This is a genomic window from Leeuwenhoekiella polynyae (assembly GCF_004104075.1).
GTDB lineage: Bacteria > Bacteroidota > Bacteroidia > Flavobacteriales > Flavobacteriaceae > Leeuwenhoekiella > Leeuwenhoekiella polynyae.
In genome coordinates this window covers 169,419-185,270 of sequence record NZ_QOVK01000005.1, presented here as the reverse complement: position 1 = coordinate 185,270, position 15,852 = coordinate 169,419, and the positions used below count along the sequence as shown (strand labels likewise).

Annotated in this window: 15 protein-coding genes; 5 read left to right on the top strand and 10 right to left on the bottom strand. The window is 37.5% G+C overall.

The annotated features are described in order from the left end of the window. Position 1: 1 nt before the first annotated feature. From DSM02_RS08535 to uvrC, 7 genes are all read right to left on the bottom strand, one after another. Complete coding sequence (locus DSM02_RS08535) at positions 2-1,201, bottom strand: peptidoglycan DD-metalloendopeptidase family protein (protein WP_128765269.1); 1,200 nt, start codon at positions 1,199-1,201, stop codon at positions 2-4. 73 nt (positions 1,202-1,274) lie between these two features. Beyond that, entirely contained in the window at positions 1,275-2,228 is a 954-nt protein-coding gene (locus tag DSM02_RS08530) for a tryptophan 2,3-dioxygenase family protein (RefSeq protein WP_128765219.1), read from the bottom strand. Further along, entirely contained in the window at positions 2,228-3,004 is a 777-nt protein-coding gene (locus DSM02_RS08525) for a DUF3108 domain-containing protein (RefSeq protein WP_128765218.1), read from the bottom strand. Before DSM02_RS08525 ends, DSM02_RS08530 begins: the two co-directional genes overlap by 1 nt. Positions 3,005-3,139: 135 nt before the next feature. After that, positions 3,140-4,300, bottom strand: coding sequence for a 4-hydroxyphenylpyruvate dioxygenase (gene hppD, locus DSM02_RS08520; RefSeq protein WP_128765217.1), 1,161 nt, complete (start codon positions 4,298-4,300; stop codon positions 3,140-3,142). A 193-nt stretch (positions 4,301-4,493) separates the two neighbouring features. After that, positions 4,494-5,684, bottom strand: coding sequence for a homogentisate 1,2-dioxygenase (locus DSM02_RS08515; RefSeq protein ID WP_128765216.1), 1,191 nt, complete (start codon positions 5,682-5,684; stop codon positions 4,494-4,496). A gap of 78 nt (positions 5,685-5,762) precedes the next feature. Then, the gene (locus tag DSM02_RS08510; RefSeq protein WP_128765215.1) at positions 5,763-8,027 is read right to left on the bottom strand and encodes a patatin-like phospholipase family protein; all 2,265 of its coding nucleotides are present in this window, start codon (positions 8,025-8,027) and stop codon (positions 5,763-5,765) included. Then, positions 8,024-9,820, bottom strand: a complete 1,797-nt coding sequence (gene uvrC / locus DSM02_RS08505) for an excinuclease ABC subunit UvrC (protein WP_128765214.1) — start codon at positions 9,818-9,820, stop codon at positions 8,024-8,026. Before uvrC ends, DSM02_RS08510 begins: the two co-directional genes overlap by 4 nt. A 192-nt stretch (positions 9,821-10,012) precedes the next feature. Here uvrC and DSM02_RS08500 point away from each other — a divergent pair, with 192 nt between their 5' ends. Genes DSM02_RS08500 through DSM02_RS08480 form a run of 5 tightly spaced genes read left to right on the top strand, consistent with a single transcriptional unit; the run spans position 10,013 to position 14,043 of the window. Then, a complete protein-coding gene (locus DSM02_RS08500; protein ID WP_128759719.1) occupies positions 10,013-10,438 on the top strand; it encodes an ATP-dependent zinc protease family protein in 426 nt (141 codons plus the stop codon). After that, a complete protein-coding gene (rimK, locus tag DSM02_RS08495) occupies positions 10,435-11,307 on the top strand; it encodes a 30S ribosomal protein S6--L-glutamate ligase (protein ID WP_128765213.1) in 873 nt (290 codons plus the stop codon). The genes DSM02_RS08500 and rimK overlap by 4 nt, the downstream gene beginning before the upstream one ends. Positions 11,308-11,310: 3 nt before the next feature. Beyond that, positions 11,311-12,294, top strand: a complete 984-nt coding sequence (locus DSM02_RS08490) for a succinylglutamate desuccinylase/aspartoacylase family protein (protein WP_128765212.1) — start codon at positions 11,311-11,313, stop codon at positions 12,292-12,294. Beyond that, a complete protein-coding gene (locus DSM02_RS08485) occupies positions 12,287-12,847 on the top strand; it encodes a 5-formyltetrahydrofolate cyclo-ligase (protein WP_128765268.1) in 561 nt (186 codons plus the stop codon). The genes DSM02_RS08490 and DSM02_RS08485 overlap by 8 nt, the downstream gene beginning before the upstream one ends. Before the next feature lie 56 nt (positions 12,848-12,903). Further along, complete coding sequence (locus tag DSM02_RS08480; protein ID WP_128765211.1) at positions 12,904-14,043, top strand: PAS domain-containing sensor histidine kinase; 1,140 nt, start codon at positions 12,904-12,906, stop codon at positions 14,041-14,043. 10 nt (positions 14,044-14,053) lie between these two features. On the opposite strand, the gene DSM02_RS08475 is transcribed toward DSM02_RS08480, so the two are convergent. The 3 genes from DSM02_RS08475 to DSM02_RS08465 all read right to left on the bottom strand — a co-directional run bounded on the left by DSM02_RS08475 (position 14,054) and on the right by DSM02_RS08465 (position 15,851). Further along, on the bottom strand, positions 14,054-14,656 hold the full coding sequence (locus DSM02_RS08475) for a lipoprotein signal peptidase (protein WP_128765210.1): 603 nt from the start codon (positions 14,654-14,656) through the stop codon (positions 14,054-14,056). A 111-nt stretch (positions 14,657-14,767) separates the two neighbouring features. Next, a complete protein-coding gene (locus tag DSM02_RS08470; RefSeq protein ID WP_128765209.1) occupies positions 14,768-15,400 on the bottom strand; it encodes a DUF4097 family beta strand repeat-containing protein in 633 nt (210 codons plus the stop codon). Positions 15,401-15,467: 67 nt separating this feature from the next. After that, a complete protein-coding gene (locus DSM02_RS08465; RefSeq protein WP_073096093.1) occupies positions 15,468-15,851 on the bottom strand; it encodes a TraR/DksA family transcriptional regulator in 384 nt (127 codons plus the stop codon). Between the last annotated feature and the right edge of the window lies 1 nt (position 15,852).

Genomic DNA, 15,852 nt, shown 5'->3' with positions numbered 1-15,852 from the left:
TTTATGTTGATTTTTGGAAGGTTATTGCATCTAATTGCGCTCTCAATGGAGCTATAAATTCAAAATACTGAGGTTGTAGTTCTTCTGCTAAAGGCTCTGAAGTAGGTAAATCTATAGCAAATGGATTAACTTGCTTGCCGTTTTTCCAAAAACGATAGCAAACGTGAGGTCCGCTGGTATTACCAGTCATACCTATATAGCCTATTACTTCTCCTTGTCGCACATAATCACCTCTGCTAACTGCACGTTTACTCATGTGCAAATACTGCGTGTCATAAGTTTTATTGTGCCTAACTTTCACATAATTTCCATTACCACCTCTGTATTCTGAAGCGATTACCGTACCGTCTGAAGTCGCCATAATAGGAGTTCCTACAGGAGCGGCAAAATCGGTTCCTTTATGTGGACGAATGCGATTACCATAATATGCAATTCTGCGCTTTAAGTTATAGCGAGAAGAAATACGTCCGAATTTAAGCGGACTTTTTAAAAAAGCTCTTCTTAAGTTATCTGCATGCTGATCGTAAAAGTCTCTGTTACCATCATTCACCGAATCATTCTGATACGCAAAAGCATAAACGGGTTTGCCTTTGTGCTCAAACCAACTTGCTTTTATTTCTCCAAATCCTGCCGGAATGGTATCATTGATAAACTTCTCGGTATAAATTACTTTAAATCTATCCCCCTCTTGAAGACGGAAGAAGTCAATAGTCCAGGCATAAATATCTGCCATTTTATAAGCTACTAAAATATTTACACCAAGATCATCAAAAGTAGAAGAAAGGTTACTATTTATCACACCGCTTACCACACGTTCCTTAACCGTAACTGGTCTTTTTTTAGCGGCAGCTTTTACAACCTCATCAGCAAAATCAAGCACGACATAATCTATCTTGTTTTGCTCATATATAAAAACCTTTGCCTGATTTGCAGAATCCTTACTTTTAAGTAAGGTATATGGCTTACCTACAAGAATTTTACGCGTATCAAAAGTAGACTGTACCGTGTCTGTAATTTGTTGAATAGTCCCGTAATCAATACCATTTTCAAACAAAATCTGACCAAAACTATCACCAGACTGTACGGTATCTGATATCACCTCATAATCATCAAGCACATACCCAAACTTCTTATTAACAGGCTTCTTTACTTCTTTTACTTCCGGTTTTATTTCTGCTTTTTTATCATCGGCGCAACTCATTAAAGTGAGTACGGCCAGCAATACGAGACTAATTTTTTTCAATTTAGGGTATTTGAAATTTTAATGTTTTTATTTAGATATTCTGTCCCCAGTTTGCGCGTTCTTCTTCAGACCACAAATCAGGGAAAAATATGCGTTTCTGATATTTGGGATGCATATATTTTACCCAATCACTACCACCTGTTGCCTCTAACGGCTCTTTACCTTGATTTAAATAATGCAGGGCAGTATGGTAGTGCGACATAACCCACTTGATATTTACTGTATAATCATAGTGACGCATCGCTTCAAGCAATGTTGCATCCTTTTGATCAGAAAGTGGCAAGGTTTTAAATCTGGCCCACAAATTTAGGGTTTTGTATTGTTTTAGAAAACGAATGAAGGCTTCCTTATATTTTAATTCAAATGCTTTTAACGTATACGTTTTATCACCGGTCTCATAATCTTTTCCGGCTGCTTGCCAATATAAATGCTCAAAGACCTTATCGTAGTAGCTCTCATCTGTAACTTCTTCATTTTTGAAGCTTTCGCGGATGCGTGCATCTATAAGATTTATGAGTTCAGTAGAACCAAACTCTACAAAGCGGTACTGCGCACTTTGAAAACCACTTGCAGGACTTAAGGTTCTTCTAAATTTGAGATACTGCTCCATATTCATCCCTTCTCGCATAATATTAAAAGAAGAAGTAAGCATATCAAAGTATCTGCTGATGCGAGTTAACTTTTCTGAAAAGAAAACAACATTCAAGTCTTTCTCATAAGCGACCTGCTCAATTTCCCATAAAATCATTTTAAAAAGCAGTTCGTTGATCTGATGATACATAATAAAAACCATTTCATCAGGAAGAAGAGTACGCTGGTTTTGAATACTTAATAGGGAATCAACCTGAATATAGTCCCAATAATTTATGGGTTTACTATGTGCGAATCCTTCTAATTGATGGTCCAGGTTTTGACCCATTGCATCAAATTTTTCTCTAAGCGCTTCTAATTGTTGATCTGTCTCCAGACTGCTTTTATGCGTCATTAATCTTGTATAATATAGAATGGATGCTTAAGGCCTTTATATGCTTCAATCTCTGCTTTTAACGAGCCTACTGCTAAATCTGCTTTGATTTGCAAAGGTATTTTATTTTGATCATCGCTAATCCAAACCGTAAGACTTTCTTTCTCTTTAAAAACACGACCGGCTTGCACATACGGTCTAAATATTAAGGTATTTACCTTACCAAACTTCGTTTTTAAAACTTCACGTCCTAAAAACTTGAGTTTGAACTTAAAGTTTTCCTGATCAAAAAACATATTGATCACTGTCTCATCACCTTCTTTCAGGTTTTTCGTATCAATCGAATTACGCAGGTAGTAAAAACTGGATACCATATCGTGAATGGACGGGTCTGTTTTATAGGTAGTGATCTCATTATGCTTTTTATCATTTACAGTAGCCACTTGAGCTTTCTGATCAAAGTCAATTACCTTATCTTTTGTATGCCCACCTTCATCTATTTTACGAATAAAACGGTAGGGTAAAGTGGATTGCTTATCAATGTAAGTTTCATAATAATCTTCAACACCAAAGAAAAGCTTGGTCATACCCGTCGTCACGCCTTTTCCTTTTATATAATATACCGATTTGCCTTTATAAGTATCATTTGTAACTGCAAGAGTTGCCTCACCGGCTTTCCACCAGCCACTGTAACTTATACGAAATTTGAACCACTCTCCATCTTCAAAAGCAGGCTCCTGTGCACTGGTAGAAACCAACACTAACAGCATAAGAAATAAAACATAATATTTTTTCATAGCGATCTGATTTAATCACAACAACACTGTTGTAACTTATGCTTTTACAAGAGTTATTCCAAAAGTAGCCAAAAGCTAAAAATCCCTGCTTGAATACAAACAGGGATTTTAAAATTTTATTATCACATACTTAAATTAAAGCGTTCCTCGCTGAGCCTGCTCACGCTCGATAGATTCAAAAAGTGCTTTAAAATTACCCGCACCAAAACCTTTGGCACCCATACGCTGTATAATTTCAAAAAATAAAGTCGGGCGATCCTGAAGCGGTTTTGTGAAAATCTGCAGTAAATAGCCTTCTTCATCGGCATCTACCAGTATTGAAAGTTCCTGCAATTTGTTAAGATCTTCTTTCATCGTATCCATATGCGCGCCTAATCTGCGTGGGATATCATCATAATAGGCTTGTGGAGGTGGCGGTAAAAACTCTACTCCTCTGGCCTTTAAAGCCGAAACGGTCTTAACAATATCATCTGTCGCTACAGCAAGATGCTGCACTCCCGGACCTTCGTAAAAATCCAAATATTCTTCAATCTGTGATTTTTTAATGCCTTCTGCCGGTTCGTTGATAGGGAATTTGATTCTTCCGTTGCCATTGCTCATCACTTTACTCATCAGAGCCGAATACTCGGTGGTGATTTGCTTATCGTCAAAAGTGAGGAAGTTTACAAAGCCCATCACCTCTTCATACCATTTGACCCAAGTGTTCATTTCGCCCCAACCAACATTACCTACCATATGGTCAATATATTTTAAGCCGGTAGGCTCCGGATTGTAATCAGATTCCCATTTCCTAAAGCCGGGCATAAACTGGCCGTTATAATTCTTGCGCTCTACAAACATATGCACTGTCTCGCCATAAGTGTAAATCCCGGAGCACACGACTTCGCCCTGCTCATCGGTTTCTACTTTGGGCTCCATAAAGGGTTTTGCACCGCGTTTTGTGGTTTCTTCAAAAGCACTACGTGCATCTTCTACCCAGAGTGCTACCACTTTTACCCCATCGCCATGCTTTATTATATGGTCATTGATGGGGGAATCACTCCCTAACGGCGAAGTCAACACCAGACGTATCTTATCCTGCTTTAAAACATAACTCACCCGATCTTTTTGACCGGTTTCCAAACCGCTGTAGGCAAAGGATTGAAAGCCAAATGCTGTTTTATAGAAATGCGCAGCCTGCTTGGCGTTGCCCACATAAAATTCTACATAGTCGGTACCCATAAGTGGGAGAAAATCCTGTGCTCCTTCAAATATTTTTTCGAGTCCGTAATCAACGGATTTCAATTCTTTACTCATAATATATATTCTATATTTCTTATTCTGTATTTGTTATTCATTCTAGCCCTGATTGCAGCGGCATCCTTTTTAAGGGTTGCTGAGTGATTTGCTCGCAGAGCAAATCGTATCGAAGCCCTATTAAAAAGATACAGCGTAAAGCAGGTATCAGCTCCTAATCATCATTATATCAAATTGACGTACTGCTATTAATCTACTTGTGATCTGCTTCCCCTTTGGGGATTGAGGTGCATAACCACGATTTATAATAACTCTCGTCTGCTATAGACATCGCATCTTCACAAATTTGTAACGGTTTAAAGGTATCTACCATTACGGCTAATTCTTCAGTTTCGGTCTTGCCAATGCTGCGCTCGGTTGCTCCCGGGTGCGGCCCGTGTGGAATACCTGCGGGATGCAGCGAAATGTGTCCCGCTTCAATATCGTTACGGCTCATAAAATCACCATCTACATAATACAACACCTCATCGCTGTCAATATTGCTGTGATTATACGGCGCGGGAATACTTTTAGGATGGTAATCGTATTTACGCGGGCAAAAGCTACAAACTACAAATGCACTGGTTTCAAAAGTCTGATGTACCGGTGGTGGCTGGTGAATGCGTCCGGTAATGGGCTCAAAATCGTGAATGGAGAATGCATATGGATAATTATACCCATCATAGCCCACCACATCAAAAGGATGCGAGGCGTAGATCATATCAAACAGATCGTCCTGTTTTTTTATTTTCATCAAAAATTCACCGGTCTCATTGTTAGTCTCCAATTCATAAGGACTTCTTAAATCCCGTTCACAAAAAGGGGAATGTTCCAGAAGTTGTCCAAACCAGTTGCGGTATCTTTTTGGAGTATACATAGGATGTCGTGACTCTACAATAAACAGGCGGTTGTCGCTGTCGTCAAAATCCATCTTGTAAATGGTACCGCGTGGCACCACAATATAATCGCCGTATTTGAAATCCAGATTTCCTAAATGACTGCGGAATTTACCACTGCCTCGATGTACAAAAATGAGTTCGTCTGCATCGCTGTTTTTATAAAAATAATCCTGAGTTTTATTTTGCGGAGCAGCCAGAATAATAGTACAATCATTATTGGTCAGAACCGGTTTGCGACTGTCAAGATAATCAGCTTCGGGCTTGATCTCAAAACCTTTAAAACGATACGACTGAATGTGGTTCGACTTAGCAACTTTAGGCTTTATGTTTTTGCTGCCTTTAATCTCCTTAACCTGTGTGGGACGCTGCTCGTGGTACATATTGCAGTACATCCCATCAAAACCGATCGTGCCAAAAAGCTGCTCATAATACAGGCTACCGTCTGGCTTTCTAAATTGCGTGTGGCGTTTGTGAGGTATTTCGCCAAGTTTATGATAAAAAGGCATAGTTTATATTTTTCTTCGAAAACGTTATCGTTCGTTGCAAATATCGTAAAAAGTGCTGCTTTTAGGGCTAAAATTTTCTTAAAACCAAAAACCTAAACTAAAGTTCCAAAATACACGGTCGATCTCAGGAGAGTAAGAAAGTTTGGTTTGTAAAGGTCCCACCAAAGTCTCTAAACCGTACCCCAAATAATATCCAGTGTAATCTGGGGCACTAAGCCAGTTACCTGAGGTAAAAAGATCGTCTTCAAGATTGGCGATATTTGCACCAAAATTGAGATGATTTTTTCGGTAGAAATTATAATCAAAACTGATTTGAGATTTTACCATACCATCACCAGAAACGCTTATTAAATCATAACCATAAAAAGAAATCAGGTTATTGATAAAATCATTTCCCCAACCACCCAAAATAAAGTTAAGCGTTGAATTTGTCGCTGCACCTATTTTAAAACCACCTTCAGCATCAAGAACCATAGAAAATTTTGGGAATAGTTTCTTTGCGTATTTGATATGTGCCTGAGCTATAGAAAATTCTTCAAAATTGGCATTGTAATCTGATGAAAATAAATAAAGATGAAAATCCCCATTAAAATACCATCCTGAAGTAGGAAAGTATTTATTATCAAATGTGTCTAATAACAAATTACCGTAAGTGCTGTAATAATGACTGTTTTCAAAATATACTTTACTATCTGGGTCATCCATTAAGCGCACACTTTCTGTATCAATCTTTAGAAATTTGTGCTCTAATCCCAGATTTAAAGAGAATTGCTTTTGAAACAACGTTTGCAAATACACTTGATTAGTAAGATCTGTATAATCTATTGTAATGGTATTAAAACTCTCCAAAGGTAAATCACTCACCTGCTCTACAAAACGCGCATCTACTTTACGCTCAAAACTGTTATATCGTGAGCGCACACCAAAACCAATATAAAAGCCATTATCGCTGTAATAATCAAAATTATAACGAATGTTATCCCCCAAGGCGAGATCAAATGAGGCAATATCATTTTTAAACAAAACTCGCTTTTTAGTAAGGTTTACTAAAGCAGCACTTTTGTAAATATCATCGTAGTGAATACCGGCCTTAATATAGGTGGTCGCTTCGCTTTCACTCAGGTTGATAATTAAGTGATACTGCCCGTTATCATAACGCTCTAATTTATGATTAATCCGTTGAAAGTTATTCGAAGCCGCCAGATTATTGATTCCATCAAACAAAGCCCCATACGTCGTTTCTACCGGAGTTTTGATCTTGAGCTTTCCTAAAATATACGAGCGCGTATAATACCTGTTGCCATTAATACTCACACTTCTGATCATCAGGGTATCTTGATCACTTATTTCTAAAGGAGGCTTTATAAATTCTTTATGTTGTAGATCTGCGAGCTTTTTAAAATCAGACTTATACTCTTTAGCTTTTTCTTCTCCGCCTTCTATTATTTCTGCTCCTTTATCAAAATCAACAACACTGTACCCTGCAATGTTTGGCTTGATATAAATATCGGTTTGAGCTACTTTATCTTTCATGGCTTCAATCGTGCGGTAATTGTTGATCTGAATAAGCATTTCTGGTGCGCTTTTTAGCTCATTTTTACCTCTTAAATCATCTTGTACATCAACCCCTATTATAAAATTAGCACCTCTTCTGCGCAATTCCTCAACAGGATAATTGTTGACAACACCCCCGTCTATTAAAATTTTATCATCTAAAATCACCGGACTAAACAAGGAAGGAAGAGCTCCACTAGCCGTGATAGCTTCCGGGAGACACCCCTTATCTAAAACGACAGCCTGACCTTTTTCAGCATCTGTTGCTACACAGAAAAACGGAATGTCTAATTTTGAGAAATCATCAACTTCCTGAACGTGATGAGTTAATTCGGTAAAGAGATTATAAATGTTTTGCCCTTTAGACAACGCTGAAGGAAAGGAGATCTTAAAATGATCAAAAGGTAAGCTAATAGCATATTTCTCAGCGTCTGCACGCTCATAAAAAGATCGCGCACTCCGGGGTAAATCATCTTGTATGAGCTTGTCAAAATTTACCGCTTCAAAAATAGAGTCTAATTGATGTGCATTATATCCCGCAGCATACAAGCCGCCAATAATAGCACCCATACTCGTACCTCCTATATAATCTATTTTGATCCCGGCAGCTTCGATCTCTTTAAGTACACCTATATGCGCAAGACCTTTGGCTCCGCCTCCACTTAAAACTAAACCTACTTTAAGATTCTCACCTTTTGGAAACTTGCTAAAATCTACCGTTGTAGTGTCCTGAGCATAAGTTGCCCAGTTTAATAAAACTAAAACGAGTAGACTTTTATATATTTTCATTCTTCCTGATGATAATGCGTAAAAATAATTTTTGCCTTTGCCGGACCTATAACTTCTGCCAAAGCTTTCTCTGTAGCAGCTTTTACTTTACTTACTGATCTAAAATGTCGTAACAGGTCAACCACGGTTTTTTCTCCAATCCCGCTTATCGTCTCTAGCTCTGTGGTAATTGCGGCACTACTTCTTTTATTTCTATGGAAGGTTATCCCAAAACGGTGCGCCTCATTCCGCAATTGCTGTATCACTTTAAGCGTCTCACTTTTTTTATCAAGATACAACGGAATAGAATCTCCCGGATAAAATAACTCTTCCAATCTTTTTGCTATACCTATAATGGCTATTTTACCTCTCAGCCCTAAAGCTTCTAATGCTTTAACACCAGAAGAAAGTTGACCTTTTCCTCCATCTACAATAATAAGCTGTGGTAACGGTTCATCTTCATTGAGCAAACGCCTGTATCTTCTAAAAACCACCTCTTCCATAGACGCAAAATCATCGGGTCCCGTTACAGTCTTGATATTAAATTTACGATAATCTTTCTTACTGGGTTTTCCGTCTTTAAACACAACACAAGCTGCTACAGGGTTTGTTCCCTGTATGTTTGAGTTATCAAAACATTCTATATGTCTGGGCTCTACCGAAAGCCTTAAGTCAGACTTCATCTGAGCCATAAGTCGGTTTACATGACGATCAGGATCTATGATTTTGGTTTGCTTAAAACGTTCCATCCTGAAATATTTTGCATTGCGTTCAGACAACTCTACAATACGTTTTTTATCTCCAAGTTTGGGCACTGTAACCCGTATGCCGTCTCCCAGATCTAACTTAAACGGAACATAAATTTCTGAAGATTGCGAGTTAAAGCGCTGTCTGATTTCTATGACACCTATTGCCAGTAATTCTTCATCAGACTCGTCAAGTTTCTTTTTGAGTTCTAGCGTGTGCGAGCGAATAATCGCTCCGTGAGAAAGCTGTAAAAAATTGACATAGCCGTAACCTTCATCAGAAACGATACTAAAAACATCCACATTATTTATCGAAGGATTAACAACTGTACTCTTTGCCTGATAGCCTTCTAAAATGTCTATTTTTTCTTTGATACGCTGGGCATCTTCAAATTCCATAGCTTCAGAATGAGCTTTCATTTGAGATCGAAAACGGTGCAGCGAATCTTTAAAGTTCCCTTTTACGATATCACGTATCGCATCAATATTATCGTGGTAGGTTTCCGCAGAGATTTTATCCTCACAAGGCCCCAGACAGTTGCCTAGATGATATTCTAAACAAACTTTATACTTACCCGATTCTATCTTCTCTTTAGATAAATCGTAGTTACAGGTACGCAACGGATAAAGTCCCTTTATAAGATCGAGCAAAGTATGCACCGTCTTCATGCTGGTATACGGACCGTAATATTCACTCCCATCTTTAATTAATCTACGTGTAGGGAAAACTCTGGGAAATCGCTCATTTTTAATGCAAATCCACGGATAACTCTTATCATCCTTGAGCATCACATTATACCGCGGCTGGTAATTTTTAATCATATTGTTCTCCAGTAAGAGCGCATCGGTCTCACTGTTTACCACAATATGTTTAATGTTTGCAATCTTTTTTACCAGCAGGTGAGTTCGGGCATTATCATGCTTCTTGTTGAAGTAAGAAGAAACCCTTTTTTTTAAGTTCTTAGCTTTCCCAACATAAAGCAACTTTCCCTTTTTATCATAGTATTGATAAACGCCAGGACTGTTAGGCAGGGTTTTTAATTGTATTTCTAAATCAGGGGTTTTCATGCAAACCAAATTTACGCCTTCTTACGCGCTTAAAAAATTATAAACTCAAGGCATCAGATTAAATTGCTAACGAGTTATGGTATTATATTTACACCGTAATTGTAAGACTTTACAACTACCTTTAAAATTGTTTAACCTAGTTTTAAATATCCCCAACTCAAAAAGAAATATGCTTTTAGTAAATTGCAACACATGGAGAAGATAGTAATAGGACGCACAGACCGGGCAGATTTTCCTGCGCTTGGCTTAAATGATATCGACATTAAAATTGATACAGGCGCCTACACCTCTTCAATTCACTGCAACCACATTCGCGAAGAAGACAATATTTTACTTTGTACATTTTTAGACCCTAAACACCCGGAATATAACGGTAAAGAAATGCGTTTTGAATCATATGATATTACAGCTGTAAAAAGTAGTAATGGTGAGATACAATACCGGTATGTAGTGCAAAGCAACATCAGGCTTTTTGATAAACTCTTTAAAATATCCCTGACGTTAAGTTCTCGGGAAGATATGCGATTTCCGGTATTAATAGGTCGCAAATTCCTTACTAAAAAATTTATTGTAGACACCGAATTAACCGATGTCTCTCACGCTCAGAAAGCCTTATGAACATAAAAATATTATCCCGAAACGGAAACTTATACTCAACTGCAAGACTTGTTGAAGCAGCAAAAAAACGCAAGCACAACGTAGAAGTTATAGATCCGCTTAAGTGTGATTTAATTATAGAAAAGAAAAAACCATCGGTTTATTACAAAGGAAGATACCTTTCTGAAACCGATGCGATAATTCCTAGAATTGGTGCTTCTATAACTTATTACGGCACCGCAGTTGTGCGCCAGTTTGAGATGATGGGCTGTTTTACCACAACCGAATCTCAAGCGCTCGTACGCAGCCGTGATAAACTGAGAAGTTTGCAAATCTTATCAAGAGCACGTTTAGGTTTGCCAAAAACTGTTTTTACTAACTACAGCAGAGACGTGGCAGAAATCATAGATCACGTAGGTGGTGCTCCTTTAATCATAAAATTACTAGAAGGTACACAAGGCCTTGGTGTGGTTTTAGCCGAAACTAAAAACGCGGCAGAATCTGTTATTGAAGCTTTTAATGGACTTCAAGCACGTGTTATTGTGCAAGAATTTATCAAAGAAGCTAAAGGTGCAGACATTAGAGCATTTATTATAGATGGTCAGGTTGTGGGAGCTATGAAACGCCAGGGAAAAGAAGGCGAGTTTAGATCTAATCTTCACCGCGGCGGTACTGCAGAAGTTATTACACTTTCTGATGAAGAAGAAAATGCTGCGATAAAAGCTGCAAAAGCAATGGGTCTGGGAGTTGCAGGTGTTGACATGTTACAAAGCGCTCGCGGACCACTTATTCTTGAGGTAAATTCTTCACCGGGTCTTGAAGGTATCGAGAAGGCTACTGGAAAGGATATTGCAAAAAGCGTAATACGTTATATAGAACGCGGAATTTAATTTATGACAGGATTTGATGATAAAAATGTGTTGCATATTCTGGGGGAAAAAATCAAACCCGGTGAAAAGCGTACGCTCAATTTTAATCTGGCAAAACTCTACACAACTACTTCGGTAGAAGTGCCCATCATAATTAATCGCTCTAAAAAACCAGGACCTTGTGTTTTGCTAACCGCAGGGATTCACGGTGATGAGATTAATGGGGTAGAGATTGTACGACAGGTCATTTCAAAAAAAATAAACAAACCGGCACGCGGTACTATCATTTGTATTCCAGTAATAAATGTGTTTGGCTTTCTCAATATGGAACGTGCATTTCCAGACGGGCGGGATCTTAACAGAGTCTTTCCGGGGACTCGAAACGGGTCGCTAGCAAGTAGATTTGCGCATCAGTTTTCAACAAAAATTTTACCGGTTGCTAATTATTGTCTCGATTTCCATACTGGTGGCGGGAGTCGTTTTAATGTCGCTCAAATACGCGTAGATCCCAGCGATTCTGAACTGATGGAATTGGCTAAGATTTTTGGAGCCCCCTTTATTGTGTATTCAAAAAATATCCCAAAATCATATCGTTCTACCTGCGCAAGGATGAATATTCCTGTTCTGCTTTTTGAAGGCGGAAAATCTCAAATCAGCGATAAAGATATCGCCAGAGAAGGGGTGCATGGTGCGATGCGCATATTAGAACACCTTAATATGCTTTCTAAAGATTTCACTCCGCCAGAATTCAATAATAAAACTATCACTATTGAAAGCAGTACGTGGATTAGAGCTAAATACAGCGGCTTGTTGCATCTTAAAACCACCTGCGGCGACTTTGTAGAAAAAAATGAAATCATAGCAACAATCACAGACCCTTATGGATTTTTCAGACATAAGGTTAAGGCTTCAAATGATGGTTATATCATAAATACAAACGAAGCTTCACTGGTTTATCAAGGCGATGCTATTTTTCATATTTCAACAGCTAATAATGCAAATGGATAAGCCGTTTTTCAGAAAAAAATACAAAAGCTTACGTGAAAATTTAAGCTTAGAAATGTGCGATAATAAGAGTATTGATATTGCCAATCAACTCTTGAAACTACCCATTTGGAATCTAGAATTCTATCACATTTTTCTGACTATTGAAAAACTTAAGGAGATCAACACCGAGTATATACTCAATATTCTCAATGGCAAAGATAAGAATACGGTTATAGCGCAAAGTGATTTTACTAATTTAACAATGCGTCACTTTTTACTTACAGACAACACCTTGATTAAAATTAATTGTTGGGGCATTCCAGAACCTCAAGGTGGTATTGAAATAGACCCTTCACAACTGGATGTTGTATTTGTACCACTACTTGCTTATGACATAGAAGGCAATAGGCTGGGTTACGGTAAAGGGTTCTACGACAGATTCCTATCTTCTTGTAAGCCCGATTGTTTAAAAATAGGACTTTCATTTTTCGAACCCGAAAACGAGCTCCCAACTGACAGTAATGATGTTAGGTTAACACACTGTGTTACACCTAATAAAACATACACGTTTTAACACGACACCGATTTTTTTGCTATATTAAACCTCCCATTTCAAACGCACAAATAGATATGTCGAATAAACCTCAAAGTGGCTTTTTTTCATTTTTGAAAAAAATACCTGCATCGCAGGATCAAAATTTAGAGGAAAGTTTTTATTATGAGCAGGTTGCCTCAATGGTTGGTGCCGGTGGATGGCGTATAGATTTCATCAACAAGAAGAGTTATTTTGACAAGCAAATGAAGGCTATTCTTGAAACTCCGGAAAATTACAGACCTTCTCTTAAGCACGCGCTTCATTTTTTTGACATGGATTATCATGATATGGTAATCAAAAGCTTCACAGATCTTGCTTCAGGCAAGCCCGTTTTTGATGAAGTTATAAAGATGGTTACCTATACCAATCAACCTTTTTGGGCTCACGCCATTAGCAAACCTGACCTAGATAAAAACAACAAAATAATTGGTCTAAAAGGAGTTATTGTAAACGTTGATCAAGAGAAAGAACGTGAACTCATGCTTGAGAAAGCTATAGAAACTGTTGAAGCAAATAACTCACGCCTTTTTACATTTGCAAACTATGTTTCTCATAATATTAAGTCACATGTTAATAATCTAGAACTTACCAGTGAACTTGTAGATGTTAATAAACTACCACAAGACCAAAGAGAGCTCTTTAATAATTTTAAGCAAATTGCTGCCAGTTTAAATGGTACCGTAGCAAGACTTAATGAAGTGGTTTCGATTCAAAATAAAGCATCAGAACCTTTAAAAGCTATTCATCTCGAAGATGCTTTTGAACGGGTAAAAACTAAACTAAGGCCTTTAATTGAGCAAGAAGAAGCCTACCTCTATTCTGATTTTTCTGAGATACCTACTATTGAATACAATCCTGACTTTTTAAACAATATTCTTTATACGCTAATCAAGAATGGTATCATTAATAAAAGCCCCGATCGTAAACCAGAGATTAAGGCTTACTGTCTGGAAAATAGCAAAAAACTGTCACTCATAATAGAGGATAACGGTAAAGGTTATGATATAGATGGAAAAACCGATCACGTTTTTCATATGACTCGTAGTTCAGACAATAATGAGAATAGTCAGTCTGTAGGCCTGTTTATCGTTAAAAACGAAGTAGAGGCTCTAGGTGGAAAAATAGATGTAACCAGCAAACTGGGTTATGGCACAAAGTTTATAATCACCTTATAAGTAATTATAATTACTTTTCTTTTGCAAAAGCTCTTTTATTGAATACTAATAAAAGTCCTACTCCAGTACTTATCGCCATATCTGCAATATTGAATACCGCATTGAAGAATGTAAAATAATCTCCGCCCCAAATAGGCAACCAATCTGGTAAATAACCTTCCCACATAGGAAAATAGAGCATATCTACAACTCTTCCGTAAAACAAACCGGCATAACCTCCGTTTTCTGGCATAAAGGTCGCTAATTGCCCTGCACTACTATCAAAAATAACTCCGTAGAAAATAGAGTCTATAATGTTCCCAAAGGCACCTGCAAAAATTAATGAGATTCCTACAATAAGAATCTTTGAAGCATTTTTTTTGACGCTATCATAAAGCCAGTAGCCAATTAATGGCAAAATACCTATTCTAAATAGTGTAAGAATAATTTTACCGTAATTACCAGGTATTTTTGCCCCCCAGGCCATTCCTTCATTTTCTACAAATAGTATTCTAAACCAGTCAAAAACGACTACCTGATCCTGTAAGACAAAATGTGTTTTAATATAAATTTTACTGATCTGATCAATAAGTAAAATAAGAACTATAATGCCTACGGCCTTTTTTAATGACATGTGCTTTTTATTAATTGAGGTAAAGCCCTCAAAGTATTTATCGGAAAAACAGTTTAACTCTAAGACAAGCCTAAAGCAATTCTGTTCGACTATCGCGTAAAAATAATTAATTTATTCAGACTGGGTTACTCTTATATCCCCATCTACACTTTTGAGATTTAAATGTTGACTTCCATAAGCATTATTCTCTACTTGAAGCTTTCCGTGTCTGGTGATTGCTTCTATCTGATTATCTTCGGTTTCCACCTCGATACCACCCCGCAACGTATTTATGATTCCGCTACCCCGAAAAGCATTCAACTTACAATCACCACTAGAAAGATTCAGATTTATAAACTTAAAAAGACCGGTTAGCTCAACCGAAGTCAAAGAAGAATCTACCCAGAGTTCTTTGTTCTGTGGCATTTTAATTTTTAGAACGACTGACAACACTTTATGTGCGGCTAGTTTATCATCAATTTTTTGATAACCAGGAGCACGTTTGGTACTTATAACCCACAATCTGTTTTCTACGTGTACATCCAGTAAAACGGTTTCAAAAGTTTCACCTTCTATTTCAGCTTTCAACTCAATAGCATTTGTATTCGTACTTGTAACATGAATTTGAAAAACCTCATCAGAATTTACAAAAACTCCTTCTAGATCAGTTGCAGGCTGGGTGTATAAAATTTGCTTCTGACTGTAACCCGAATTGAGTACAGCAAATAAAAAACCTAAACAAAGAAGAAAATGAGGTTTAAACATAAAATTCTTGAAACAAAAAACGCTCCAGAAAATCCTGAAGCGTTTGGAAAACTACAATTAAGGTGTCTTACTTCTGCATATTTTTAGCCTCAATACTCAATGTAGCGTGAGGTACTAATTTTAAACGTTCTTTGTTAATAAGCTTACCTGTAACTCTACAAATACCATAAGTTTTGTTTTGTATACGGTTTAAAGCGTTCTTAAGATCACGTATAAACTTTTCCTGACGGATTGCAAGCGCAGAGTTAGCCTCCTTGCTCATTGTCTCACTACCCTCTTCAAAAGCTTTAAATGTAGGTGAGGTGTCATCGGTACCGTTGTTACCGTCATTCATATAAGCACTTTTAATAAGATCTAAATCTTTCTGAGCCTTATCTATTTTCTGCTGAATAAGCACACGAAATTCTTCTAATTCTGCGTCGCTATACCGTTCTTTGATGTCTGCCGCCATA